The 25,760-nt window shown below is 62.7% G+C and carries 17 protein-coding genes; 7 read left to right on the top strand and 10 right to left on the bottom strand.

What is annotated here, in order from left to right; genetic code table 11:
- Window positions 1-12: 12 nt before the first annotated feature.
- The gene (locus EOE18_RS00220; protein WP_246027174.1) at window positions 13-663 is read right to left on the bottom strand and encodes a TetR/AcrR family transcriptional regulator; all 651 of its coding nucleotides are present in this window, start codon (window positions 661-663) and stop codon (window positions 13-15) included.
- Between the two features lie 363 nt (window positions 664-1,026).
- On the opposite strand from EOE18_RS00220, the gene EOE18_RS00215 reads away from it, so the two are divergent.
- Window positions 1,027-1,896, top strand: a complete 870-nt coding sequence (locus tag EOE18_RS00215; RefSeq protein ID WP_127705037.1) for an alpha/beta hydrolase — start codon at window positions 1,027-1,029, stop codon at window positions 1,894-1,896.
- Window positions 1,897-1,934: 38 nt separating this feature from the next.
- Here the strand turns inward: EOE18_RS00215 and EOE18_RS00210 are convergent, their stop codons facing one another.
- The 5 genes from EOE18_RS00210 to EOE18_RS00190 form a co-directional block, all read right to left on the bottom strand.
- Window positions 1,935-2,228: a hypothetical protein gene (locus EOE18_RS00210; RefSeq protein WP_127705035.1), complete on the bottom strand. Its 294-nt coding sequence runs from the start codon at window positions 2,226-2,228 to the stop codon at window positions 1,935-1,937.
- Window positions 2,229-2,403: 175 nt separating this feature from the next.
- On the bottom strand, window positions 2,404-4,221 hold the full coding sequence (typA, locus tag EOE18_RS00205; protein WP_127705775.1) for a translational GTPase TypA: 1,818 nt from the start codon (window positions 4,219-4,221) through the stop codon (window positions 2,404-2,406).
- 185 nt (window positions 4,222-4,406) lie between these two features.
- Window positions 4,407-5,864 (bottom strand): right-handed parallel beta-helix repeat-containing protein, encoded by a 1,458-nt coding sequence (locus EOE18_RS00200; RefSeq protein WP_127705033.1) that lies wholly within the window; start codon window positions 5,862-5,864, stop codon window positions 4,407-4,409.
- Complete coding sequence (locus tag EOE18_RS00195) at window positions 5,864-8,398, bottom strand: ABC transporter permease (protein ID WP_127705032.1); 2,535 nt, start codon at window positions 8,396-8,398, stop codon at window positions 5,864-5,866. Before EOE18_RS00195 ends, EOE18_RS00200 begins: the two co-directional genes overlap by 1 nt.
- Window positions 8,395-9,093, bottom strand: a complete 699-nt coding sequence (locus tag EOE18_RS00190) for an ABC transporter ATP-binding protein (protein ID WP_246027173.1) — start codon at window positions 9,091-9,093, stop codon at window positions 8,395-8,397. The genes EOE18_RS00195 and EOE18_RS00190 overlap by 4 nt, the downstream gene beginning before the upstream one ends.
- Window positions 9,094-9,148: 55 nt before the next feature.
- On the opposite strand from EOE18_RS00190, the gene EOE18_RS00185 reads away from it, so the two are divergent.
- A complete protein-coding gene (locus EOE18_RS00185; RefSeq protein WP_127705030.1) occupies window positions 9,149-9,820 on the top strand; it encodes an arylesterase in 672 nt (223 codons plus the stop codon).
- On the opposite strand, the gene EOE18_RS00180 is transcribed toward EOE18_RS00185, so the two are convergent.
- The 3 genes from EOE18_RS00180 to EOE18_RS00170 are packed head-to-tail and all read right to left on the bottom strand — an operon-like array spanning window position 9,821 to window position 15,303.
- Complete coding sequence (locus EOE18_RS00180) at window positions 9,821-11,077, bottom strand: TolC family protein (RefSeq protein ID WP_127705029.1); 1,257 nt, start codon at window positions 11,075-11,077, stop codon at window positions 9,821-9,823.
- Window positions 11,070-14,174: an efflux RND transporter permease subunit gene (locus tag EOE18_RS00175; protein WP_127705028.1), complete on the bottom strand. Its 3,105-nt coding sequence runs from the start codon at window positions 14,172-14,174 to the stop codon at window positions 11,070-11,072. The genes EOE18_RS00180 and EOE18_RS00175 overlap by 8 nt, the downstream gene beginning before the upstream one ends.
- Before the next feature lie 4 nt (window positions 14,175-14,178).
- A complete protein-coding gene (locus tag EOE18_RS00170; RefSeq protein WP_127705027.1) occupies window positions 14,179-15,303 on the bottom strand; it encodes an efflux RND transporter periplasmic adaptor subunit in 1,125 nt (374 codons plus the stop codon).
- Window positions 15,304-15,605: 302 nt separating this feature from the next.
- Here EOE18_RS00170 and EOE18_RS00165 point away from each other — a divergent pair, with 302 nt between their 5' ends.
- Window positions 15,606-16,679 (top strand): LacI family DNA-binding transcriptional regulator, encoded by a 1,074-nt coding sequence (locus EOE18_RS00165; RefSeq protein ID WP_127705026.1) that lies wholly within the window; start codon window positions 15,606-15,608, stop codon window positions 16,677-16,679.
- Here the strand turns inward: EOE18_RS00165 and EOE18_RS00160 are convergent, their stop codons facing one another.
- Window positions 16,680-17,873, bottom strand: a complete 1,194-nt coding sequence (locus EOE18_RS00160) for an MFS transporter (RefSeq protein ID WP_164852613.1) — start codon at window positions 17,871-17,873, stop codon at window positions 16,680-16,682.
- 179 nt (window positions 17,874-18,052) lie between these two features.
- On the opposite strand from EOE18_RS00160, the gene EOE18_RS00155 reads away from it, so the two are divergent.
- From EOE18_RS00155 to EOE18_RS00140, 4 genes are all read left to right on the top strand, one after another.
- Complete coding sequence (locus EOE18_RS00155; RefSeq protein ID WP_164852612.1) at window positions 18,053-20,899, top strand: TonB-dependent receptor; 2,847 nt, start codon at window positions 18,053-18,055, stop codon at window positions 20,897-20,899.
- An 81-nt stretch (window positions 20,900-20,980) separates the two neighbouring features.
- On the top strand, window positions 20,981-22,477 hold the full coding sequence (locus EOE18_RS00150; RefSeq protein ID WP_127705020.1) for a tryptophan halogenase family protein: 1,497 nt from the start codon (window positions 20,981-20,983) through the stop codon (window positions 22,475-22,477).
- 17 nt (window positions 22,478-22,494) lie between these two features.
- On the top strand, window positions 22,495-23,997 hold the full coding sequence (locus EOE18_RS00145; RefSeq protein WP_127705019.1) for a tryptophan halogenase family protein: 1,503 nt from the start codon (window positions 22,495-22,497) through the stop codon (window positions 23,995-23,997).
- Window positions 23,998-24,014: 17 nt separating this feature from the next.
- Entirely contained in the window at window positions 24,015-25,748 is a 1,734-nt protein-coding gene (locus tag EOE18_RS00140) for an alpha-glucosidase (RefSeq protein ID WP_127705017.1), read from the top strand.
- The last annotated feature ends 12 nt before the right edge of the window (window positions 25,749-25,760 follow it).

Below are 25,760 nucleotides of genomic sequence, written 5' to 3'. Positions count from 1 at the left end.
GCCTTTTCTCGTTCAGGCCGAAATCAGATAGGCGATGCACATGCGCGTCAATTCGCGCTTCAACACCGCCCAGTCATAATTGGCGATGGATTCGCCGGTAGAACCAAGGCTCAACTGGCGGGCCAAGGTGGCAAAGATGATGTGATGGGCCGAGGCCGCGCTCAACGCCGGATCGGGCGTGCGGATTTCCTCGCCAAAGGCCAGAAAGGCCTCGACAGCCTGACGCACCGCGCGGGCGGCGGCCTGTTTGCCCATGGTGGAAATTTCGACATCATGTTCGGCGCGCAGCATGGTTAGACGCAGCAAAGGCGCATGCAAGCGCAGGATTTCGGCATAATCCTCGACATAGCTGGTGACGAAATCGGGCAAGTCCTGGCAGTCGGTTTTCAGCCGCTCGATCATCGCGGTTTCATCGGCGGCCAATTGCTGCATCGTCTGTTCCAGCACGGCCATGACCAGGCTGTCCTTGCTGGAAAAACGCAGATAGATCGAGCCGATCGACACTTTCCCGCGCTTGCTGACCTCTTGCAGCGTGAAATCTTCATTGCCGCGTTCCAGCATCAGATCGCGCGCGGTTGCCAGCATGCGTTCCAACGAGGCCTTGCTGCGCCCTTGCAGCGGCGCGCGGCTTTTGGCCGGTGAGGGGCTTGGGGTGGCACTCACAAAGACTTCTGGTTCCTCCGGTATGGTTTAGGTCGCGGCATGTACGCTACGCCTGTTATGACAAGCGGCGGCCATAAATGGAATCACCATTCGCGCCAACCATGCTTTTGCACGTGGGATGAGCGTGGCAAAGGGGTGGGCGGTTTTCCCGCCTGACGGATGGGGTTTGGGATAATGGTTATCGACGGTCAACGCCGGAATAGCTTTGTTTCTTTGCCGCCAAGGGAGACATCTGTGTCAGCTATTCGTCGATTGGGGTTTGCTACCTTTGCTCTGGTGGGGAGTTTGAGTGGTGGTTCACCGGTTGCAGCCAAGCCGGTAGTGGAGGTACGGCCTGCAGAGACGGTTTGGCAGGCAGGCAGCATGGCTTTGCCCGACTGGCCTGGCAGCGCTCCTGTCGGCACGCCCGAAGATCCGCAGATGGGGGGCGAGCATTTGTTTAATGTCACCATGCCGACCTATCAGGCATTTCTGCCGCCGCGTGGCAAGGCCACCGGCGCGGGCGTGGTGATCGCGCCGGGCGGTGGCTTTCGTTTCCTGTCCATGCGCAGCGAAGGCACTGCTGTGGCGCAATGGCTGGCCGAGCATGGCGTGGCGGGCTTTGTGCTGAAATACCGCACCGTCTGGTTGAAACCGGGCGAGAGTGTGGAGCAGATGCGTCAGCGGGTGCAGGCCACGATGCCCAATGGCATGGCGGGCGATGCCGGTGCCGCCGATGGCGAGGAAGCGCTCCGCCAGATCCGTGCGAAATCGGCCAGCTATGGTGTGGACCCCAAGCGGATTGGCGTGGTTGGTTTTTCGGCGGGCGGTCATGTGGCGGGCATGACGGCGCTGCATCGCGATCCGGCGCAACGTCCGGCTTTCGCGGGGTTGATATATGGTATGCCATTCCGCAATCCTGCACCGGCTATGCCTTCCGCCAACCTGCCTTTCCCGGCCGGAACGCCCAAGGAGCCTTGGCTACAACCGCGCCCAACGCCTGCGCCTGATGCCTTGCCGCCGCATTTTATGGTTCTTGCACAGGATGATGTGGTGGCCGGTTTCGGATTTAGGCTTTATTATGACGCATTGTATCAGGCAGGCTATCGGCCTGAAACCCATCTCTATCAGCGCGGCGGGCATGGTTTTGGCGCGGATCGCCATGGCAATACGACGGATAATTGGCTGCCCGCGTTTTTGAGCTGGATGGAGGCTGAAGGCTTTCTGACCGCCCCAAAGGATAAGGCGCGCTGACGGACCAGACAGGCTCGTCAGCGACAACAGCGCCAGACTTACCGGCGGCGCACTTCCTCGAAATGGCAACGCTTTTTCGCCGTAAGGCTGCGGTCGATGGCGCGGCCGCCGAAAGCTCCGCCGACGGCACCGGCAGCGATGCCCAGCGCACCGCCGCCCAGCGCGTGACCAAGGACCGCGCCGCCAGCGCCACCGGCGATCAGGCCGGCGGTGCCGCTGGATTTGCGGCAGACTTTGACGACGCGTTTGGCGGGGCGGGCTTCAGCCATGATGGGGGCGGCGACCACGGAAAGCGCGGTGGCGATGGCGGTCAGCTTGATGATGTTGCGCATGGGGGACTCTCCTGTTTGCACCCTGTTTGCAGGTAAATTGCACCTATGCGGTTCAACGTGGGATGAACGGAAATGATCCCTGCGGTTCAGCTTGACCAAGGCGCAGCAAAAAGGCCGGAGAGAGCATCCCTGCTCCTCCGGCCTTTTTTATCCCGCTAGATCAGCGCGAAAGGACTTAAGAGTCCTTCTTGCGGCTGAGCTTCTTGCGTTCGTTGGGGTCCAGAACAGCCTTGCGGATGCGGATGTTCTTGGGCGTGACTTCGACCATTTCGTCTTCGTCGATATAGGCGATGGCCTGTTCCAGCGTCATCACCTTGGGCGGGGTCAGACGGATGGAATCGTCCTTGCCGCTGGCGCGGAAGTTGGTCAGCTGCTTGGACTTCATCGGGTTGACTTCAAGGTCTTCCGGCTTGGCGTTTTCGCCAACGATCATGCCTTCATACAGTGCTTCGCCCACGCCCACGAACAGGATGCCGCGTTCTTCCAGCGGGCCAAGGGCATAGGCATTGGCTTCACCGGCGCCGTTCGAGATCAGCACGCCATTCTTGCGGCCTTCGATCTTGCCCTTGTAGGGGCCATATTTGTCGAACAGGCGGTTCATGATGCCGGTGCCGCGCGTGTCGGACAGGAATTCGCCGTGGTAACCGATCAGGCCGCGCGAAGGGGCGGTGAAGATGATGCGGGTCTTGCCGCCGCCCGAGGGGCGCATGTCGGTCATTTCGGCCTTACGCAGGGCCATCTTTTCCACCACGGTGCCCGAGAATTCATCATCCACGTCCACCACGACGGTTTCATAAGGCTCGGTGCGGGCGCCGTTTTCATCGGTGCCGAACAGCACGCGGGGGCGGCTGATGCCCAGTTCGAAGCCTTCGCGGCGCATGGTTTCGATCAGAACGCCCAGCTGGAGTTCGCCGCGACCGGCCACGTCGAAGCTGTCCTTTTCGGCGCTTTCGGTGATCTTGATGGCGACGTTGGATTCGGCTTCGCGCTCCAGACGGTCGCGGATCATGCGGCTGGTCACCTTGGTGCCTTCGCGGCCGGCCATGGGCGAATCGTTCACGGCAAAGCGCATCGACAGGGTCGGCGGATCGATCGGCTGGGCCTTGATCGGATCGGTCACTTCGGGTGCGGCAATCGTGTTGGCCACGGTGGCCACCGACAGACCGGCCAGCGAGATGATGTCGCCAGCGCGGGCCTCGTCCACGGGCACGCGGTCAAGGCCGCGGAAGGACATGATCTTGGAAGCGCGACCGGTTTCGATCACATTGCCGTCCATATCCAGTGCGCGGATGGGGTCGTTCACCTTGATGACGCCCGACTGCACGCGGCCGGTCAACACGCGGCCAAGGAAGTTGTCGCGGTCCAGCAGGGTGGCGAGGAAGGTGAAGGGGGCGTCGACTTCCAGGCTCGGCGGGGGAACGTGGTCGACGATCAGCTGGAACATGGGTTCCAGCGTGCCTTCGCGGCGGTTCATGTCGTCGCTGGCGTAACCATTGCGGCCCGAGGCGTAAAGGACGGGGAAATCAAGCTGTTCGTCGGTGGCTTCGAGGCTGACGAACAGGTCGAACACTTCGTCCAGCACTTCCTGGATGCGCTCGTCGGGACGGTCGACCTTGTTGACTACCACGATCGGCTTCAGACCCAGCGCCAGCGCCTTGCCGGTCACGAACTTGGTCTGGGGCATGGCGCCTTCGGAACTGTCCACCAGCAGGATCACGCCGTCGACCATCGAGAGGATGCGCTCCACCTCGCCACCGAAGTCGGCGTGGCCGGGGGTGTCGACGATGTTGATGCGCACGCCATTCCATTCCACCGAGGTGGGCTTGGCCAGAATGGTGATGCCGCGTTCTTTTTCAAGATCGTTGCTGTCCATGGCGCGTTCTTCGACGCGCTGGTTGTCGCGGAAGGTGCCGGATTGGCGGAAAAGCTGGTCGACCAGCGTGGTTTTGCCGTGGTCAACGTGGGCGATAATGGCAATATTGCGCAGAGGCAGCGGGGCGGACATGGGTCGGCTTTCTTTCGGGGGGCGCGCAGGCCCGTCAGGAGACTGGCGCATGACGCGCCGCAACATGGCGCGCCCCTATACGATGCGCGGGCAAACGGCAAGTGCGCAAGCGCAAGCCGGCAAGTGCGCAAGCGCGGGGGCTGCGGCAAGTGTCTGTCCCGTTGGGGGCCGGTTTAGCGGGTTTGGGCAAAAGCGCCGATCATGGGTGGCCCTGCCTTCAGCCGCGCATCATAGCTGGCCGTGGCCGGATCATGGCGGCGGAAGATGGCGGCATAGGGGCGCGGATCGATGACATTGCCCGCGCCATAGGCGCCCGGTTGCAACTGCGCCGTCATCACCTCATCCTTGCCCATGGGCCAATAGATCCAGCGCGCCTTGCCAAAGCCGGATAGCACCAGATTATGCGCGACGGTAATCGCGCGGCTGCCTGCCTCTATATGCAAGCCGCTGCTGATATTATTGGCCACCAGCACATTGCTGGAAGGCGTAGAGCCGGTTTCGGGCTTGGACGGATAGACGCCGATCCATGGCAGGGTGCGCTCGCTCGATCCATCACTGATCACGGTGTTGTTCACGATCTGGCTGTCATGCGCGCCCATCAAGGTGATGCCGTGAAAGGCATGGGTGATGATTACATTGTTGCGTATCACCACGCGCGTCCAGTCGCCATCAAAGATATTGATGCCTTGCACCACAAAGCTGGGGTCGGCCAGATGGGCAAAGGGCAGGTCGGGGGTGGTTTGAACGATGCCGAAGTTGCGTTCGATCCGTATGTCGGCAACCGGCGTGGGGGTCGGGCCGAAAGCCCCCGGTGGCTGGCCCTGCATGAAATCGGGATGCACCGCCTTGGCGTCGCCGGCATTGATGCGGTTGGTCAGCCGGTTATCGGTGATGACCATATGGGATGATCCGAAATCGATCCCGTCATGCAGGAAACGGTCGATCTGGTTGCCGGTGATGAACACTAGCCGTGAATTGATGCTGGCGATGCCAGTGGAGACATTGCTCAGCCGGTTGCCGGACAGATACACGCAGCCCGTCGAGGGCCAGCCATTCTCGTGAATACCCGAGGGGGTGCGCGCCAGATAGTCCTGCTGGCTCCATCCGGCCTTGGGATAGGATTCCAGCCTATTGTTCTCCAGCCTGATCTCGCTGTGCTGTTGGCCGATCCATACCAGATAGCTGTGCGGGGGCAGGGGCTGTCCATTATCAGGTAGGGCGATGGTCAGGCCGCGCAGGCGCCAGTGCGAGGCATTGCCGATGATCACGCGGTCGATATGGGGATGGGCGCCCTTGCCAGCCTCGATGTCCGCCTCGATGGTGATGGTGGCGGGGTTGAAGCGGTTTTGCAGCAGTAATGGCCCGTAATCCCCATCACGCAGGCGAAGCGCATCGCCCGCGCGCAGTCGGGGCAGGGCCGCATTCAGGCTGCGCCACGGGTGGCGGGCGGAGCCATCGCCGCCATCATCGCCCTTTTGCGCATCGGCATAGAATATGCGGGTGGGTTGGTCGGCAGGGGGCGCGGCGCAGGTGGTCAATTCCGGCAGGTCGGGCGAAACGGGTGGCGGGCTGCCCGTCAGAAGCGCGGGGCTGGCGACCGTCAGCAGCAGGGCCGGAATACGGTTCAACATCACAATTCCCTCAGCGCCGCCGCAGGCCGCGTGCGCAACACCGGCAGCGAACCGCCCAGCGCGAAAGCCATGACCAGTGCCAGACCCGCGCCCAGTACCATCAGCACTCTTCCCCAATCGGGCATGAAGTCAAAGGAGAAAAGCTGCACCACCACCAGCCAGCCAAGCCCGCTGCCCAGAGCCAGCGCCACCAGCGCCAAGAGCAGCGCCAAAGCGCCATATTCGGCCAGCAACAGGCCCAGCAATTGCCGCTGGCTGGCGCCCAGCACGCGCAGGATGGTGTTGTCATAGGCGCGACTGGCGCGTGCGGCGGCCAAAGCGCCCAGCAACACGGCAATGCCTGCCAGCACCGCGACACTGGCCGCGGCCAGAATGGCATTGGCCAATTGGGTCAGCAACCCGCGCGCATCGCGCAGCAAGGGGCCAACCTCCACCACCGAGGCGGTGGGGAAGCTTTTGGTCAAGGCGCGTAGCAGGCCGTCATTGGCCTTGGCGCCCTTTGTCGGGGTGAAGGGGGGCAGGTTGACGGTTGCAGCCAGTTTGAAAGGCGCGCCGGTTAGCGCATTCGGGGAAAAGACCAGCACATAATTGAAGCCAAAGCTTTGCCAGTCGATGCGGCGCAGGGAGGCGATGCGCGCGCTGCGCTCCACGCCCAGCAGGCCGACCGTGATGCGATCGCCAACCTTCAGACCGGTGGCGCTGGCCAGCTTGTCGTCAATGGACACCAGTGGCTCGCCGCTGTAGCCCTTGGGCCACCATGCGCCCTGGGTGATGACATTGCCTTCGGGGATGTCATCGGCAAAAGTCAGGCCGCGTTCGCCCTTCAATTGCCATGCGTCCTGCGGAATATCCTTCATATCGGACACGCGTGTCTGCTGGCCCTCTGGCCCATAGCTCAGGATCGCGCCGCGCAGGGTGGGCACGCTGCGGACGCTTGCGCCCTTGGCCGATTGCTCGACGATGGAGCGCAGGGCCGGTTCATCCTGCGGTTGCAGGTCGATCACGAAATAGTCGGGGGCTTTTTGCGGCACGCGGGCGGCAATATTGGCGTCCAGACTGGTTTGCACCACCGCCAGCAGCACAAAGGCGGTGAGCCCAAAGCCCAGCGCGGTGACCAGCCTGCCGGTTTGCGCGCCGGGGCGGTGCAGATTGGCCAAAGCCTGCCTTGCGATCACCCCGCGCGGGCGGGGCATATGCGCCGCCACCCAACGCACCAGCCAGCCCAAACCGCCCAGCAGGCCAAAGGCCGCACCTGCGCCGCCAAGGAAAATGGCGGTAGTTTTGCTGTCTCCCCCGCCAAGGAAGGCAAGGCCGACAATCGCCGCCACGCCGCCCAGCACCGGCAGACTGGCCCCGCGCCGCCAGCCTCCCACGGGGGACACGCGGGCGCGCAGCAGGGCCATGGCGGGAAAATGGCGTGCGGCGGCCAAGGGCGGCGCGGCAAACACCAGCGCCACCAGCAGGCCCCATAGCGCCGCCCGCGACAGCGCCCAGGGCGCCAGCACCGGACCATCCATCACCGGCAGCACATCGGCCAGCAGCCGCGCCAGCAAGGGCAGGATCGCCACGCCCGCCGCCAGCCCCGCCAGCGCCCCCACGCCCGCCGCCGCCAGAATTTGCAGCACATAGATGCGGGCAATATCACCGCTGGTTGCGCCCAGCACTTTCAACGTGGCAATCACCCCGCGCCGCGCCTCCAGATAGGAGGCCGTGCCGCCACCAATGCCGAGCCCTGCAATGAGCAGCGCGGCCAGACCCAACAGCACCAGAAAATCGCCCATGCGGGTGATGAAGCTTTCGGTGCCCGGCGTGGCTTTGTCGCGGGTGCGGATGTCCAGCCCCGCTTCGGGGAAGCGCGCGGTCAGGGCATCGGCAATGGCTTGGGGGTTGCAAGTGGCGGCGCAGGCCATGCGCAAACGGCTGCGGAACATGGCGCCGGTGGCGGTCAGGCCCGCCGCATCGGGAAAGCCCATGGGCACGATCACCGTGGGGCCTAGGGCAAAGCCTTCGCCCAAGCCATCGGGCTCGGTGGCGATAATGCCGCCCACGCGCAAAGGCTGGCCTGCAATGGTGAATTGGTCGCCGGCTTTGAGGCCCAGACGCGCGGCGGCCCCGCTGGCGATCCATGCGCTGCCCTGTGGCGGGGCGCCCACTTGTCGGCCATCGGACAGGGTGAGGCGGCCCACCAGGGGCCATGCTGCATCCACCGCCTTCAACTGCACCGGCGCGGCATTGTCGGCATGGCTGGCCATGGCCTGCATCCGCTGCCCATCGGACAAGGTGCCATAGGCGGAGAGCGCCTTGCGTTCCTCCACCGTAAACGGGCGTTGCCACACGGTGATCTGCACATCGCCGCCCAGAATGGTCCGGCCCTTCGCCGCCAGACCCTGACTGATCGCGGTGGTGAGCGAGCCGATGGCCGCCAAGGCTCCCACGCCCAGAAACAGGCAGGCCAGCAGCAGCCGCAGCCCTTTGAACCGCGCCGACAATTCGCGCCGCGCGATGCGCCATGCGGCGGACCAGCTTAAACTCATTGGACGATATCCGAAGCAATGCGCCCATCGGCAATGCGCAGGATGCGCTGCGCACGGCGGGCCAGCGCCTCATCATGGGTGATAATCAGCAAGGTGGCTCCCGTTTCGGCGCGGCGGGCAAGGATCAGCTCGATGATCGCCTCGCCGGTGGCCGTGTCCAGATTGCCGGTGGGTTCATCGGCAAACAGCAGCGCAGGGCGGGGGGCCAAGGCGCGGGCAATGGCCACGCGTTGCTGTTCGCCGCCCGACAATTGGCTGGGGTAATGGTGCAGGCGATGGCCAAGGCCCACCGCTTCCAGTTCCTCCTGCGCCCGCGCCTCTGCATCGGGAATGCCCGCCAGTTCCAGCGCGGTCATCACATTGTCCAGCGCGCTCATGGTGGGCAACAGGTGAAAGGCCTGCAACACCACCCCGATCCGCCCGCGCCGCGCCAGCGCCAGCCCATCCTCGGACAGGCCCATGAAATCGGCTCCGCCCACATTCAATTGCCCGCCGCTGGCGCGTTCAAGGCCGCTTAACACCGCCATCAGGCTGGATTTGCCGCTGCCCGATGGGCCAAGCAGCGCCACCACCTGCCCCTGCGGCACGGATAGGTCGATACCTTTGAGGATGGAGGTAGCCTCTGCTGCACTGCCAAGCGAGAGAGTGAGGCCTTGGGCGAGGATGGCGGTCTTGCCGTTTGCGGTTTGGGTCACAATATCAGTATGGTGATGCGGTCCTGCGGCTGCAAGGTGTTTGGAAGGGTGAAACATGCGTAAATGGGCGGCTCTGGCGGGAATTCTGGCTCTGGGCGGCTGTGGGCAGGGGGGGCAGCAAGAAGCCAAGGCCCCGCAACAACAGGCTAGCGCGGCGCCCGCTCCCGCACCGCAAGGGCCACAGGTGCATATTGTCGCGCTGGGGGACAGTCTGTTTGCCGGATACGGATTGCGGGCGGAGGAAGCCTATCCGGTCAGGCTGGAGGCGGCTCTGCGCACGCATGGGGTCAATGCCAGCGTGGTCAATGCCGGTGTTTCGGGGGACACGACCGAGGATGGTCTGGCGCGGCTGCAATTCACGTTAAGCTCGCAGGCGCAGGCGCCCGATATGGTGCTGATCTCGCTGGGTGGGAATGATATGTTGCGCGGGCTGCCGCTCGATCGGACCAAGGCCAATCTGGACGCCATTTTGGGCGAACTGGCCAAGCGCCATATCAAGACCGTGGTGATGGGCATGTTGGCCGCGCCCAATATGGGGCCTGACTATGCCAAGCAATTCAACGCCATTTTCCCCGCGCTGGCCAAGAAGCATGGCGCGGTGTTGGTGCCTTTCTTCCTGAAGCCCATTTTCGGCAAGCCCGCGCTGCAATTGCCCGACCATATCCACCCCACCGCGCAAGGGGTGGAGGCTATGGTCGGGGCAACGGTGGATGTGGTGAAGCCTTAATCAGCCCTCATCATCGTCAATCCACAATTGATGGCTGTCGATCCGCAGGCGGGTGATGGCGCGCATGGCATCGGTGCGGGCCACCGCCTCGGCGCGGAAAGCGTCCTGCACCATGCGTTCGGCCAGCAGCACTTCGGACAGGCTGATCTCGCCCAATTGCTGTCCACGGCGCAGCTTTTGCAGGGCGGCCACTTGCGCTTCCACCGCCGCGCGGGATTGCTGCCACACGGTCAGGCTGGCCTCGGCCTCGGCCAGATCGGTGTTGGCGGTTTCGGCAATGGTCAGGCGCGTGGCCTGCAATTCGCCCTGTGCGGCGCTGGCCTCGGCCGCGGCCTTGCTCGCCTGTGCGGCGCGATAACCGCCGCCCAGCGGGATGGTGAGCGAAAGGCCAGCGCCCTTTTCCATGCCGCCGCGATCGGAAAAGGCGCGTATGCCCAAAGTGGGGTCCGGGGTTCGCTCGGCGCGGGCGCGGGCGGCTTGGGCATCGGCTTGCGCGGCCAAGGCTTCGGCAGCGGCCAGTTCATGGCTGCGGCGCAGGATGGCATCGCGCAAAGGCGCAAGGCCACCGGCGGGTACATGGGGCAGCGGCACGTCGGGCGCCACGGCGGGCAGGGGCAGGGCAGGGAATTGCGCCATCAGCCTTGCGCGGGCGACCTTCTCGCGCCCCATGCTCCGCTGCGCCTGCGCGCGGGCCGAGCCTAGCGCCGCCTCGGTCTGGTTCTGCTCCAGCTCGGCTGCATCGCGCAGGGCCACGCGGCGCTTCACACTGGCCAGCAAGCTTTCCATATTGGCCACCGCTTGCGCATCCACGCTGGCCTCTTGCGCGGCGCCCAGCCAGTCCCACCAGTTTTGCGCCAGCACCAGCGCGGTATGGTGGCGGGCATCCTCGGCCATATTGCTGGCATAGGCGACCCCTTGCGCGCCGATCTTGCGGTCCAGCGTGGCCTTGCCCGGCAGGCGGAAGGGGCGTGATAGCTGGCCTTCATATTCGTTGAACGTGCCATTGTTGACGCCGGTGCCATCATCCACATGGCGGCGAGCCACATTGGTGCTGAGCGTAAATTCCTGCGGCCCGCGTGCCAGAGCATCGGCTTCGGCCCGCGCGGCATCGGTGCGGGCATTGGCGGCGGCGACGGAAGGATGCGCGTCCAGAGCGGCCACCACATCCGCGCGGGTGGGCAGGCCTGCCTCGTCGGGCGCATGGGCGAAAGCGGAGGATGCCAGCAGCAGACCGGCCAAAGCCGCAAATTTACGCATCGGCCAACTCCTGTTCCTCGGCGCTTTCGCCAAAGCGTTCATAGAGGATGGGCAGCAGCACCAAGGTCAGCAGGGTGGAGGTGATCAGGCCCCCGATCACCACAATCGCCAGCGGCTTTTGAATTTCCGAACCCGGCCCCGTGGCAAACAGCAGAGGCACCAGACCAAAGGCGGCAATCGTGGCGGTCATCAAAACGGGGCGCAGGCGGCGCTGGGCCCCTTGGCGCACGGCTTGGGATAGGCTGAGCCCGCTGTCGCGCAATTGGCGGATATAGCTGACCATCACCAGACCATTGAGCACCGCAATCCCCAGCAGAGCGATAAAGCCCACCGAGGCAGGCACCGAGAGATATTCGCCCGACAGCGCAAGGCTGATCATCCCGCCCACCAGCGCGAAAGGAATATTGACCAGAATGAGCAAAGAGGCGCGCAAGCTGGAGAGCGTGAGGTAAAGCACCAGAAAGATCATCAACAGCGCAATCGGCAGCACCAGCCCCAGACGGGCCGAGGCGCGTTGCTGGTTTTCAAACTGGCCACCCCATACAATGCGATAGCCGGCGGGCAGCTTCACATGGGCGCCAATATCCGCCTTGGCATCGGCCACATAGCCCACCAGATCGCGCCCCGAAACAAAGGCCTGCACCATGGCAAAGCGCGAGCCATTCTCATGCTCCAGCTTCACCGGCCCTTCGGTGCGTTCCACCTTGGCCACGTCGCTGGCGCGCACCAATTGGCCGGTGGGGCTGCGATAGGTCTGGTCGGCGAAAGTTTCCGGCGTCAGGCCCCCTTCGGCCCCCGCGCCGCGCAGCAAAATGGGCACGCGGCGCAATCCATCGGCCACTACGCCTGCGCGCACGCCTTCCACCTGCGCGCGCATGGCGTCCTGCAACTGGTCAATCGGCATACCCACGCGGCCAGCGGCCATGCGGTCTATGTCGATTTGCAGATAGTCCACCTTGTCATTGGCCATGGTCAGCGCCTCGCTGGTGCCGGGGATGGCCTTCAGGCGGGTCTGGATCTGCGCGGCAATGCGGGCCAGTTCGGCATTATCCGTGCCGAAAATGCGGATCGCCAGATCGCCCCGCGCGCCGGTGAGCATTTCGGAGACGCGCATTTCGATCGGCTGGGTATAGCTGGTTTGAATGCCCGGAATATTGGCCAGCGCCTTGCGGATCTGGTCCACCACCCATTCCTTGTTGCCCACGCGCCATTCGCTGCGGGGTTTCAATGTCAGGAACGTATCCGTCTCGCCAAGGCCCATCGGGTCCAGCCCCAGCTCGTCCGAACCGGTGCGGGCGATCACCTGACTCACCTCGGGCACTTTGGCCAGAATGGTCCGCTCGACCAACCGGTCATCGTCCAGACTATGCGGCAGGGATATGGCGGGGGCCTTGGTCAGCTGCACGATCACGCTGCCCTCGTCCATCGTGGGCAGGAAGGTCTTGCCGGTGACGCTATAGGCCACGACCGTCAGCGCCAGCGACAGGCCCGCCAAGCCGAACACCAGCTTTTTACGCGCAAAGGCGCCGTCCAGCAGGCGGGCATAGCGCGGGGCCAGCTGGCGCATCAGCCAGGGCTCGTGGTGGTGGCCTGCCTCGTCCACTTTTACCTTCAGCACATAATGGCTGAGCACCGGCACAAGGGTCAGCGCCAGCACCAGAGCGGAGAGCAGCGCCAGCACGATGGTCATGGCGACAGGGGCGAACAGCTTGCCCTCCAGCCCTTCCAGCGTTAGCAAGGGCAGGAACACCAGCGCGATAATCGCCATGCCGCTGGCGACCGGCGTGGCCACTTCGGTCGCGGCCACCAGCACATTGGCCAGCTTGCTGCTGCTTTTGGCATGGGCGGGGTCGGACAGGCGCTCGACCACATTTTCGACCACCACCACCGCGCCATCGACCAACATGCCCACCGCAATCGCCAGACCGCCAAGGCTCATCAGATTGGCGGTAAGGCCGATGCTTTTCATCCAGATGAAGGTGAGCAAAGAGGCCATGGGCAGCGCCAGCGCGACAATGATCGAGGCACGCACATCGCCCAGAAACAGCAGCAGCAGCACAACCACCAGCAAGGTGGCCTCCAGCAGCGCTTCCTCCACCGTGCCCACCGCGCGCTCGATCAGGTCAGAGCGGTCATAGAACACCTGCGCCTTCATGCCCTTGGGCAGGGTGGGGGCTAATTCGTCGAGCCGCGCCTTGATGCCGCCCACCACTTTGGAGGCATCCGTGCCGCGCAGGGCGATGACAATGCCCTCCACCGCCTCGCCTTGGCCATTTTGCGTCACCGCGCCATAGCGGGTGAGCGCGCCGATCTTCAGCCGCGCCACATCGCCCACGCGCACAATGCCGGACGGGCCGGATTTGACCACCACCGCGCCCAGATCGTCCAGATTGCGGATCGCGCCGGTGCTGCGCAGGATCAGCGCTTCCTCGCCCGTGGTCAGGCGGCCTGCGCCATCATTGCGGTTGCCCGCATTGATCGCATCGGCCAGATCGGACACCGACAGGCCAGCAGCCGCCAGAGCGGCGCTATCGGGCGCGACCTCGAAACTTTCCACCATGCCGCCCAGCGCGTTGACATCGGCCACTCCGGCCACCGTGCGCAGCGCTGGGCGGATCACCCAATCGAGCACGCGGCGCTTTTCGGCCAGCGACTGCGGCCCTTCCAGCGTGAACATCACCACATCGGACAAAGGCGTGGAAATGGGGGCCAGACCGCCGGTAACGGTAGAGGGCAGATTGCCCATCACACCGCTTATCCGCTCGTTCACCTGATTGCGCGCCCAATAGACATCGGTGCTGTCGTCAAAATTGATGGTGATATCGGCAATGGCATATTTGGCCAGACTGCGGGCCACTGTCTGGTGCGGGATGCCGAGCATCTCCTGCTCCACCGGCGCGATGACGCGGCTTTCCACTTCCTCGGGCGTCATGCCCGGGGCCTTCAGGATGATTTTGACCTGCGTGGAGGAAATATCGGGAAAGGCATCGATCGGCAGATTGACGAAGGCCCAGACCCCCACGCCCGCCAAGGCCAGAGCCAGCCCGATGATCGCCATGCGCCATGTCAGCGCCGCCTGAACCAGCCTGCGCAACATGGCCCTATTGCCCCTGCGCCAGAGTTTTCAATTCCGCCACCCCGCTGGTGGCCACTTGCGCGCCAGCCTCAAGGCCGGACGAGAGATAGGCGCGGTCGCCAATCTGGCCCGCCACGGTGACCTTTGCGGCGCGGAAACCCTTGGGGGTTTGGACGAAGACCATATCCGCGCCATCGGCATGGGTCACGGCAAGGGCAGGGATGCTGACGCCCTTGGTCTGGCTTTGCCCTGCAATGGCGGCCATCACGCTTTTGCCGGGGATCAGGCCAGCGCCCGCAGGCAGGCTGGCCTTGGCGATCAAAGCGCGAGTGGTGGGGTCCAAAGTCTCGCTGACCGAGAGCAGCTTGCCCTCGATGCTGCGGCCATTTTGCACCACATGCACCACCATGCCCTTGCGCACCTGACCCGCCAGCCTTTCGGGGATTTGCAGATCAAGGCGCAATTGCGCGGTGTTTTCCACGATGAAGGGGGCTGTGCCTTCGACCACGGCCCCGCCGGTTTCCACCGATACGCTGGAAACGCGTCCCGTGATCGGCGCGCGTAGGGTGATCGTGCCATTCTTGGCCACGCCGCTCCCCGGTCCAGCTAAATTCATGAGGCGGCGGTTTTCGGCTTGGGTGGCTTGCAAGGCTTGCAGCGCGGCGCGGGCTTCATCGGCGCGGGCGGGGGCGATAATGCCCTCGCGCGCCAGTTGCGCCAGACGCGAGGCTTGCGCGGCGGCCACGGGCAGTTCCGCCTGCGTGCGGGCCAGCGCGGCGCTATATTGCACCGCTTCGGCCGCGCGGACCACGGCCAGCGGATCGCCCTGCTTCACTTCCTGTCCGGCAATCACCATCAGGCGCAGCACCGTGCCCGCATAGGGCGAGGCCACCGCCACCCGCGCCTCTGGCGGCAGGCTGACCACGGCGGGCACCGAACCAATCGGCAGATTATCCGCCGCTTGCGCCTGCGCCAGCGTGATGCCCAAAGCGGCGATTTGCGCAGGGGGCAACGTGATCGCACCATCTTTCGCCGTGGCGGCGGGCGTTTCGGCAGCCTGCGGTGTCGGCTGCTTGGAACAGGCTTGCAGGCCTGCCAGCGTAAGGCCAACAGCCAAAGTCAGGCGAAAGATGTGCGCAGGGTTTTTCATCACACTTGATTCCTAGACCGGCCGGCAGAGAGGGATCTGCTGTTACAAGGCCGCAGGCCGCAGCGAATTTCGTAAGTTGCGCCTAATTCCCGTGTGGGCGATTGCAAGCACTATTGTGCCGTTGCGAATGGTTCTAAATCGCGGGAGATAAGGGATCGGAGGGGGACGGCGATTCTGTCCCGATAATGCACGCGTGGCACAGCATGATGCGGGCAAGCCAATTGCAAATGCTATCGTTTGCATGTGATACATGAATTCGTCAAAACGCTGGTTCCAAGCGTTGGAAAACAGGTCGTACAACCATGGCACAGGATAAGCCGAAGACCGTCGAGAGGAATGCCGCGCCCCGCTTGGTCGATCTGGCGCAATGGGCAGGATTTTCCGTGGCCACCGTGTCGCGGGCTCTGGCCGATCATCCCGCGATCAGCGAGGAAACCAAGAATCGCGTCAAGGCGGTCGCGCTGGAGCATGGCTATACTTTACGCGACAATCAGGCGGGCCCGACGGCCCATCGGCGCAAGGATCGCAAGCGGATCGGGGTGGTGATGCCCGCGCCCCTGTCCATCGGCAGCCCCTTGGCCAACCCGTTTGAATTGAGCCTGTTGGGCGGCATCGGCGCGGCTTTGCGTGATCGGCATTTCGATTTCTCGGTCGCCTGTTCAGCGCCCCATGATGACAAGTCGCTGGCGCGGTTCATGACCAAGGCTAAATATGACGGCACGATCTTTATCGGTCAGGCGCAATATCATGCGGGCCTGAACCGTCTGGCCGAAACGGGGCGCAACATTGTCGTATGGGGCGTGGAGGCCGAGGGGCAGCAATATTGCTCGATTGGCAGCGACAATTTTCAGGGAGGCTTTCGCGCGGCCAGCCATTTGATCCGACTGGGGCGGCAGCGGATTGTGTTTCTGGGCCAGTCCCCTGCCTTGGCGGCGGCGCAAACCGGCATCTCGCAATCGGCGATGCGGTTGGAGGGATGCCGCGCCGCGTTGGAGGCGGCCGGTCTGCCGCTGGATCCGGTGATGGTGCAGGCCGCGGCAGGCACCAGCGAGGCCGGCGCCGAGGCGGTGGTCAATCTGATGGAGCGCAATGTCGAATTTGACGGCATTGTGGCGGCATCGGATGTGATGGCGATTGGCGCGATCTGCGCGCTTCAAAGGCGCGGGCGGCATGTGCCGCGCGATGTGTCGGTGATCGGCTATGACGATAGCGAATTTGCCCGCTATGCCCAACCAAGGCTGACCACGGTGCGGCAGGATGTGATGAAGGCGGGCAATCTGCTGGTCTCCAAATTGCTGCGCATCATGGATGGGCATGTGGTGACATCGGAAAGATTGCCGACCGATATTGTGATCCGCGATTCCTGCGGGGCGTGATTAACCCTGTGGCCAGATGGCGGGCTTGAGCGCGGCAAACAGCGCGATCAGGCCATAGGCGACCAAGGGCACCAGAAAGGCTTGAGCCAGACCGGTATGGTCGGCCATTTCGCCCACCAGAATGGAGATGAGAGCGCCGCCCGCAATCGCCGTGCAGAGCAAGCCCGACACGGCCGAGGCGGGCGCCTTGCTGCGCGCGAGGGTGAGCGAGAAGATGGTGGGAAACATGATGGCATTGCACAGGCCGATGGCGAGGGCGGCATAGCCTGCCATAGGTCCCTGTGTGACGGCTACGGTCAGGCACAGGGCGCAGGCCAGCGCGGCCATCAACCCCAACAGGCGCGGCGCGCGATAGCGGGTCAGCAGCCAACTGCCCGCAAATCGTCCCGCCAATGCGCCGCCCCAATAGATTTTGGCGCTGGCGCGTCCCGCTTCGGCCATGGGCAGGTTCAACACATGGGGCTGGTGCAGGAAATTGATCATGATGGAACCAATCGCGCCTTCGGCCCCGACATAAAGGGCAATGGCCGCCGCACCAGCCCATGCCCAGCGCGATGTGAGCGCTTCGGACGGAGCGGCGGTTTCATTGGCCAGAGCGGATGTGGGGAAGGCTTTGCCTCCGCAGAGGAACATGGCCAGACCGGCCAGCGTTAGGACGGCCAAAATGCCATAGGTCAACTGCACCCCTTGCGCCGCATCCTGTCCCAGCATCAGGGATGAGCCCAGATGGACGCCCCCCAGCACGCCCAGCGAATTGAACCCCTGTGCCAGCGCCAGACGGGCATGGCTTTTCTCCGGCGCGCCCAGCGCCGTGGTCAGGGGGTTGCCTGCGACCTGCAACAGGGTGGTGCCTGTGGCGATTACCGCCAGAGCAAGCAGGACGCTGGCAAAATAGCCCGAACCCGCCGCGAAACTGACCGCAAGGCACCCTGCGGCCATCAATCCCAGCGCAAGGCAGAGAAGGCGAAACACGCCCCAGCTTTGCATCAGGCGCGCGGCGGGCCATGCCAGCGCGCCGATCACCACCAGCACCAGCCATTGCGCGGCCATTGCCTGACGGAAATCGAGGGCGAAGATATGGCGCAGCGCGGGCACCAGCGGGCCGGTCATCGATCCCACCAGCCCGAGAACGAAAAACGCCAGATACATCAAGGCAATGGCTTTATGGTCAGAGCGGGACGGGTTTGGGCGCATCGTTTGCATCGCCTGTTTCTAGCCCGTTGGGACAGGTGGTCTAGCGGGGAAAGTGCGTTTCTGGTAATTTGCACATGCAAAAAGCATAAATATGGTTTTGCAATCGATTGAATTTGCACTATCCAAGCATCAGGCCAGCAACATAAGTTGCGGCTAAAATATCCATGGGGGATGTTGAAATGGCAAGACAATCACAGTCTTCTCTCGCCTGTTCCGTGGCGGCTATCGCGCTGTTGACCGCGACTCCGGCGCTGGCGCAATCGGGCGCGGCTTCGGGTAAATCCAATGCGCTCACCAATGATGCACCCGCTCCTGCCGAGATTGTTGTCACAGGCTTTCGCGCCGGTTTGCAGCGCGCGCAGGCGGTGAAGCAAAATGACACTTCGGTGGTCGAAGCGCTGTCGGCAGAAGATATCGGCAAGCTGCCCGGATCGAGCATCGCGGATTCGATCGGCCGACTGGCCGGTGTGGCGGGCGAACGTATGGCGGGCCGTGTCAGCGGCATTTCGGTGCGCGGTTTCCGCGAGGATTTTGTCGGCACCACGCTGAACGGGCGCGAGTTGATCGGCATTGGCGATAATCGCGGGGTGGAATATGATCTCTATCCTGCCGAAATCATTGATTCCGCCGTGGTGTATAAAACGCCCAATTCCTCGCTATCGGCGATGGGTGTGGGCGGCACGGTGGATATGCGGACCTTGCGTCCGCTGTCGGCCAAGCGCCGCCTGACGGTGAATGGTACGTTTGAAAAGAACGGGATGAAATCGGCCAACCCCGATTTCAAGGATCAGGGCTATCGCGTGGCCTTGTCCTTCAGCGACAAATTCGCCGATGACACTCTGGGCATCGCCTTTACGGCCGCCACCACCTCCTCGCCCACGCAGGACCGGTTCTTCAGCGTATGGGGCTATGACAAAGGCGCGGTTTCCTCGGGCGCCAATGCGGGCAAATATGCGCCCAGCGGGATCGATATTTCCTCGCGCTCACGCGTGTTGAAGCGGGATACTTTGGCTGGTGTGATCGAATATAAGCCCAGCGACAATTTCAGCGCGACCTTTGACGCGCTCTACATCAACTTCTCCGACAAGGGCATTTCGCGCGGCTTTATCGAAGCCTTGCCGATTGCCTCCAACGGCAGCACGGTGCTGTCCTCGGATGCCACCACCATCACTTCGGCGCGCACCACCGGTTTCAATTCGGTGCTGCGTTCAGACCCGTTGGACAAGACGGGCAAGCTGACCACCTTTGGCGGAAATTTCAAATATAAGGCTTCGGATCATGTGCATCTGACGCTGGACGTGTCGCATGCCGCCAGCAGCAAGCGCGATACGCGTGCGGAAAGCTATGCCGGTCTTGGCCGTGCGGGCTTGCCGACGCAGGGGGCGAATAATCTTCGCACCTATACCTATTCGCCCAATGGCCTGACCTTCTCGAACAATTCGCAAGGTTATAGCGATTATGCGGTGGTCAGACTGGCCGGTCCGCAGTCATGGGGCGGCAGCCTGGCGCCGATTTCCGCGCTGAACACGGCGGCCTCGCGCGCGGCGGGCGTCGGTTTTGCGCAGGCGCAGGATGGTTTCGTCAACACCGGCGTGTTCGATGAAAAGCTGACCTCGGCCCGTTTCGAGGTGAAGGTCGATATGCCCGAAGGCCCGATCAAGGATGTGCAGCTGGGCCTGCGCTATTCGGACCATAAAAAGTCCAAGGTCAATGAAGGCTATTTCCTCACCGCCAACACCTATCCGCTGGATGGCGCGATCCCCGATGGCGCGCGGCGCGGGGTGGCCGATTTGAATTGGGCTGGGCTTGGCAATGTGGTGGCCTATGACGCGCTGGGGCTGATCAACAGCAATTTCTACACGCGCTGGTCGGCGGCAGCTCTGGAACCGGACCGTATGGGCGACACCTATACGATCAAGGAAAAGATATGGCAGCCCTTTGCGCAGGCCACATTTGACACCAAGCTGGGCGGGGTGCGGACCTTTGGCAATATCGGCTTGCAAGGGGTGATCACCAAGCAGCAAGGTTCGGGCTTTAACTCGATCATTGGCGCGGCTCTGGTGGATATTGCCACGCCAATTACCGATGGCGCCAATTACGCCCGTGTGCTGCCCAGCCTGAATGCCAATTTCGAATTGGGCAACGGCCATACTTTGCGCTTTGCCGCCGCCAAGGTGATCAGCCGGGCGCGCATTGACTATCTGAACCCGGGCTCTTCGGTGAAATTTGCCAATAACGTGGCCAATGTCACCAACAGCAACCCGCAATTGGGGCCATGGACCTCGCGCTCGGGCAATGCCCAGCTGCGCCCCTATGAGGCCAATCAGGTTGACCTGTCCTATGAATATTACTTTGCCCGCGACGGTTTCCTGTCGGCATCGGTGTTCTACAAGGATCTGGTGAACTGGAATGTGGCCACCACCACCCTGCGCGACTATACCCAGTTCTACATCCCCGGCTATCATCAGGCGGTCAGCAGCGATGGCCTGACCATCTATACGCCCGCCACCTTCAAGGGGGTGAACACCACCTATACCGGCGGATTGAAGGGCAAGGTGAAGGGGATCGAGCTGCAGGCTACCATTCCCTTTGGCCGCTTTGTCAAGGCGCTGGACGGGTTTGGCGTGGTGGCAGGGGCTGCCTTTACCGATGGCACGTTGAATGATGGCACCGATGTGCCCGGCCTGTCGAAGCGGGTGATGCAGGGCACGGCCTTCTATGACAAGGGCGGCTTTGGTGCGCGCGTTTCGGTGAACAAGCGTTCGAAATGGGTGTCGGAAGACCGTGGGGGAAGCAACACCCTGTCTCCGGTCAACCGTGCAGGGCAGACCTTGGTGGATGCCCAGATCAGCTATGACTTCAAGCAGTCGGGCTTGTCCTATCTCAAGGGGCTGAAAGTCTCGCTGCAGGGCCAGAACCTGACCAACCAGCGCGATACCTATACCGACAGTGTCAGCGGTTTGACGACCCGCAATGAAACTTTCGGGCGTAACTTCCTGCTCAACTTCATTTACTCCTTCTATTGAGGATCCCCCCCCTTGGGGATGCTGGCTCCGTCGCTATAAAGGCGGCGGAGCCAGTTAAGGGGCCGATAACAGGAGCGGGTGATGGAAGAGCGGGTGAAGTCGGTTGTCGTGGTGGGCGGCGGCACGGCGGGTTGGATGGCGGCAGCCTTGATCGCCAAGGTGATTGGCAAGGGCGCGCGGGTCGAGCTGGTCGAATCCGATGCCATCGGCATTATCGGCGTGGGCGAGGCCACCATTCCTCCGATCCAGACTCTCAACAGCGTGCTGGGGATTGATGAGGCCACCTTCCTGCGCGAGACCAAGGCCACGGTCAAACTGGCCATTCGTTTCGAAAACTGGGGGCAACAGGGCGAGAGCTATTACCACACATTCGGTGCGGCAGGGCGCAATATGGCCTTTTGCTCGTTCCACCATTTCTGGACGCGGGCGCGGCAGCGGGGGCATGAGACATCCTATTGGGATTATGACCTCAATTACCTATGCTGTGAGGCGGGGCAGTTTGCGCCCACCACCGGCAATGATCCCATTTGGGACATGCCCTATGCCTATCATTTCGATTCCGCACTTTACGGCCAGTTTCTGCGCCGCCTGTCCGAACAGATGGGGGTGCGTCGCACCGAAGGCATGATTGGCGAGGTGCGCCGCTGCGCCACCACCGGCGATGTGACCAGTGTGGTGTTGCAAGACGGGCGCGAGATTGCGGGCGATCTCTTCATCGACTGTTCGGGCCAGCGCGGCCTGTTGATCCAGCAAGCCTTGCGCACCGGCTATGAGGATTGGGACCATTGGCTGCCCTGTGACCGCGCCATGGCGGTGCCGTCGGAACCCTTTGCCACCACTGCGCCCTATACGCGTTCCATCGCGCATGGGGCGGGTTGGCAATGGCGGATTCCCCTGCAACATCGCAATGGCAACGGGCTGGTCTATTCCAGTCGCCATTATTCCGATGATCAGGCGGCACAATTGCTGCTGGGCAATCTGGACTCCAAGGCGCTGGACGAGCCGCGCGTGATCCCCTTCCGCACCGGCCGCGCAAGACAGCAATGGAACCGCAATGTGGTGGCGGTGGGCCTGTCGAGCGGATTTCTGGAACCTTTGGAATCGACCAGCATCTATCTGATCCAGTCGGCCATCGTGCGCCTGTTGCATCTGTTTCCCCATGGGCCGGATGTGGCGGCTTTGCGGGCGGAATATAACCGCCAGTCTGCCCGCGAATATGAATTGATCCGCGATTTCATCATCCTGCATTACCATGCCAATCGCCGCGATGATTCCGCCTTCTGGCGCGACCTGCGGGAGATGGCGGTGCCCGACCGGTTGGCGCAAAAGATCGAATTGTTCCGCGCATCGGGTGCTTTGGTGCAGGATCAACTGGATATTTTCATGGAAGCCTCCTGGGTGCAGGTGCTGATGGGGCAGGGTATCTTGCTGCAGGATTATCACCCGCTGGCCAATGGCCCGTCCGATGCGGAATTGCGTCAACAACTGTCGCAGTTGAGGCAGGTAAAAGCGCAGCCTTTGTCGCAATTGCCAGCCCATGATGCCTGGTTGGCCGCCAAGATGGGGGCGCACGCGTGAACGGGGATCATGCCTCTATGCCACGCCAGCGAATTGTGATCGTCGGCGGCGGCACGGCGGGCTGGATGACGGCCAATCTGCTGGCGCAACGTTGGCCGCATATGGCCATCGCGCTGGTCGAGGCGCCCGAAATCGGCATTATCGGGGTGGGCGAGGGCTCCACCCCCACGTTGAAACGCTTTTTCGAGGAAATGGGCATTGCCGAGGAAGCGTGGATGCCCCGCTGCAAGGCCACCTATAAAACCAACATCCGCTTTGCGGGCTGGAGCCCGGCCACAGGCATTGCCGATTACAGCCACCCCTTCCTGACGCAGATCGATCTGCACACCAGCGAAGCCTTTGTTCTCAATTGTCGCAATCGCCGTCTGGGTCTGGACGTGCCCACCGCGCCAGAGGCTTTCTTTCTGAACGGTGTGCTGGCCGCGCAGGGCAAAGCCCCGCTGGCGCCCGAGCATTTCCCCTTCGCCATCGAATATGGCTATCATTTTGACTCCGGCCTTTTGGGCGAATTCCTGCGCGATCACGCGACGGCGCGTGGCGTGGTCCATCGGCAGGCGAAAGTGGTGGATGCGCAATTGGCGGGGGATGGCTCCATCGCCCATGTGCTGACCGATCAGGGCGAGGCGATTGCGGGCGACCTGTTTATCGACTGCAGCGGCTTTTCCGCCCTGTTGATGCGCGGAAAATTGGGGATTGGTTTTAAAAGCTTCCGCGACAATCTGTTCAACAATGCAGCCGTCGTTCTGCCCACGCCTGCGCAAGATGAGCCTGCGCCGGAAACGGTCTCTACCGCCCTGTCGCATGGCTGGTGCTGGTCGATCCCGCTCACCAGTCGGGTGGGCAATGGCTATGTGTTCAGCAGCGATTACCTCTCGCCTGATGCGGCGGAGGTCGAGTTGCGCGCCCATCTGGGCATGTTGGATAGCGCGCAGGAAGCCCGCCATTTGCGTTTCAACACCGGACAATTGGCACAGCATTGGGCGCGCAATGTGTTGGCGGTGGGCCTGTCGCAAGGCTTTATCGAGCCGTTGGAAGCCACTGCCCTGCATCTGGTGCTGGGCACGGTGGATATGTTCATGGAGGAATATCAGCGCGGCGGTTTCACCAACCTCTATGCCGATGCCTTTAACCAGAAGATCAGCGAGCGGATCGAGCGGGTGCGCGACTATATCGTGGCGCATTACAAATTGAACATGCGCGAGGACAGCGCCTATTGGCAGGACAACCGCGAGAACGAGCATCTGTCCGAAGCTTTGCGCCATATTCTGGACGTTTGGTTCAAGCGTGGCGATCTGGTCGCCGAACTGGAGCGGCAAAATTCGTTGAGCCATTTTGGGGCTGAGTCATGGCACTGCCTGTTGGCGGGCTATGGTGCTTTTCCCGCGGTTAAACAGGCGGGCAGTCTGGATGTGGATTTCTATGCGGCGCGGGGGATCGGTTCCTTCCTTGATCGCTGCAGCCTCAATTTCCCCCCGCAATCGCGCGTGCTGGCCGGTTGGGCCGGTGGCGGCGCGGTATAAGAACAAGAAAGGGTCCGATGATGCCGAGGAGCAAGTCCCTTCTGGCGCTGGCCGCCGCTTTGGCCGCCGTGATGGCCGGAGGCAGCGTTCAGGCCGCGCCTGCCAAACCGCCTGCCAAGCCGTCTGCCAAATCCGCCGACAGGGCCAGTGCGGCCCCGTGGTGGGCGCATGCGGTGATCTATGAAATCTATCCCCGCAGCTTTCAGGACAGCAATGGCGATGGGATTGGCGACCTCAATGGCATCACCGCGCGGCTGGATTATCTCAAAGATCTGGGCGTGGATGCGATCTGGATTACGCCTTTCTTCCCGTCGCCCAATTTCGATTTCGGCTATGACGTGGCCGATTACACCAATGTGGCCCCCGAATATGGCACGCTGGCCGATTGGGACCGGCTGGTGGCGCAGGCGCGCAAGCGTGGCATCCGTGTGATGGTCGATTTCGTGCTGAACCATAGCTCGTCAGAGCATCCATGGTTCAAGGCCGCGCTTTCATCCCGCAACAATCCCAAGCGTGACTGGTATGTCTGGAAAGATCCCGCCCCCGATGGCGGTCAGCCCACCAATTGGGAATCGATCTTTGGTGGATCGACATGGACCTTGGACCCGAAAAGCGGCCAATATTATTACCATGTCTTCCTGAAAGAGCAGCCCGATCTCAATTGGCGCAACCCGCAATTGCGCAAGGCGATGGGCGATGTGATGCGCTTCTGGCTGAAGCGCGGGGCGGCCGGTTTCCGTCTGGATGCCACGCCCTATTTGCTGGAGGACACCAGCTGGCCGCAAGACCCTGATGTCAAATCGGGCGCGCCGGTTGGCCTTAAACCCTATAATGCGGGGCAGGAGGGCAATCATGCCATCATGCGCGATCTGCGCAAGATTGCCGACAGTTTCCCCGGCCAGCGCGTGTTGCTGGGCGAGAATGCCATTGCCACCATCGGCGATCTGCGCCGCGTTTATGGCGCGAAGAATGACGAGATCAACCTGCCGATGAACTTCCTCTATAGCGGGGTTCAGAAGCTGGATGCGCCCACCTTCAAGGCGCGGATCGATGATGCGCATGGCAAGCTGGACGGGCTGCCTCCTGTGCTGTTCTTCAGCAACCATGACACTTCGCGTCAGGCGACGAGGCTGGGCGACGGGCTGCATAATGACCAGATCGCCCGCATCACCGCCGCCATGACGCTGACCCAACCCGGCACCGCGCTGATGTATTATGGCGAGGAACTGGGCATGGAGGATCTGCCTGCGCCGGTGTTGAAGGAGACGCCGTTAAGCCCCAAGCGCAAGGTTGCCGATTTCCGCGATGCCGAACGCAGCCCGATGCAATGGACGGGCGGGGCCAAGGCTGGCTTTACCACGGGCGCGCCTTGGCTGCCGGTGAACAAGGATGCCGCCATCCGCAATGTCGAGGTGCAAAGGCCCAATCAGGCCTCGATGTACAATTGGTATCGTATGTTGCTGGCTATGCGGCGCAACAACAGTGCTTTGCGCGAAGGGGCCTATCTGCCGCTGGCATCGGGCAATGACAAAGTGCTGGCCTTTGCGCGGCAGGATAGCAAGGGGCAGGGCGTCTTGGTTCTGCTCAACATGAGCGATGCGCGGCAGGATGCCAATATCACAGGCTGGAAAGCGGGCGAGCGCCGCTTTGGTTCGGTTTTGCTGGCCACGCCTGGCGTTCCCATGCCCGACCTTGACCATGCGGTGATCGAGCCTTTTGGCGTGCAGATCCTGAGCTATAGTCAGAAGTGAGCCACAAATCCC

Source organism: Novosphingobium umbonatum, assembly GCF_004005905.1.
Taxonomy (GTDB): domain Bacteria; phylum Pseudomonadota; class Alphaproteobacteria; order Sphingomonadales; family Sphingomonadaceae; genus Novosphingobium; species Novosphingobium umbonatum.
The sequence above is the reverse complement of the archived record's forward strand: the minus strand, read 5'-3'. Positions and strand labels throughout refer to the sequence as shown.

Coding starts and splice junctions, on each gene's coding strand:
- EOE18_RS00215 (WP_127705037.1), top strand. CDS start 1,027: ATGGCTTTGCCCGACTGGCCTGGCAGCGCTCCTGTCGGCACGCCCGAA.
- EOE18_RS00210 (WP_127705035.1), bottom strand. CDS start 2,228: ATGCGCAACATCATCAAGCTGACCGCCATCGCCACCGCGCTTTCCGTG.
- EOE18_RS00200 (WP_127705033.1), bottom strand. CDS start 5,864: ATGTTGAACCGTATTCCGGCCCTGCTGCTGACGGTCGCCAGCCCCGCG.
- EOE18_RS00195 (WP_127705032.1), bottom strand. CDS start 8,398: ATGAGTTTAAGCTGGTCCGCCGCATGGCGCATCGCGCGGCGCGAATTG.
- EOE18_RS00185 (WP_127705030.1), top strand. CDS start 9,149: ATGCGTAAATGGGCGGCTCTGGCGGGAATTCTGGCTCTGGGCGGCTGT.
- EOE18_RS00180 (WP_127705029.1), bottom strand. CDS start 11,077: ATGCGTAAATTTGCGGCTTTGGCCGGTCTGCTGCTGGCATCCTCCGCT.
- EOE18_RS00175 (WP_127705028.1), bottom strand. CDS start 14,174: ATGTTGCGCAGGCTGGTTCAGGCGGCGCTGACATGGCGCATGGCGATC.
- EOE18_RS00170 (WP_127705027.1), bottom strand. CDS start 15,303: ATGAAAAACCCTGCGCACATCTTTCGCCTGACTTTGGCTGTTGGCCTT.
- EOE18_RS00165 (WP_127705026.1), top strand. CDS start 15,606: ATGGCACAGGATAAGCCGAAGACCGTCGAGAGGAATGCCGCGCCCCGC.
- EOE18_RS00160 (WP_164852613.1), bottom strand. CDS start 17,873: ATGCGCCCAAACCCGTCCCGCTCTGACCATAAAGCCATTGCCTTGATG.
- EOE18_RS00155 (WP_164852612.1), top strand. CDS start 18,053: ATGGCAAGACAATCACAGTCTTCTCTCGCCTGTTCCGTGGCGGCTATC.
- EOE18_RS00150 (WP_127705020.1), top strand. CDS start 20,981: ATGGAAGAGCGGGTGAAGTCGGTTGTCGTGGTGGGCGGCGGCACGGCG.
- EOE18_RS00145 (WP_127705019.1), top strand. CDS start 22,495: ATGCCACGCCAGCGAATTGTGATCGTCGGCGGCGGCACGGCGGGCTGG.
- EOE18_RS00140 (WP_127705017.1), top strand. CDS start 24,015: ATGATGCCGAGGAGCAAGTCCCTTCTGGCGCTGGCCGCCGCTTTGGCC.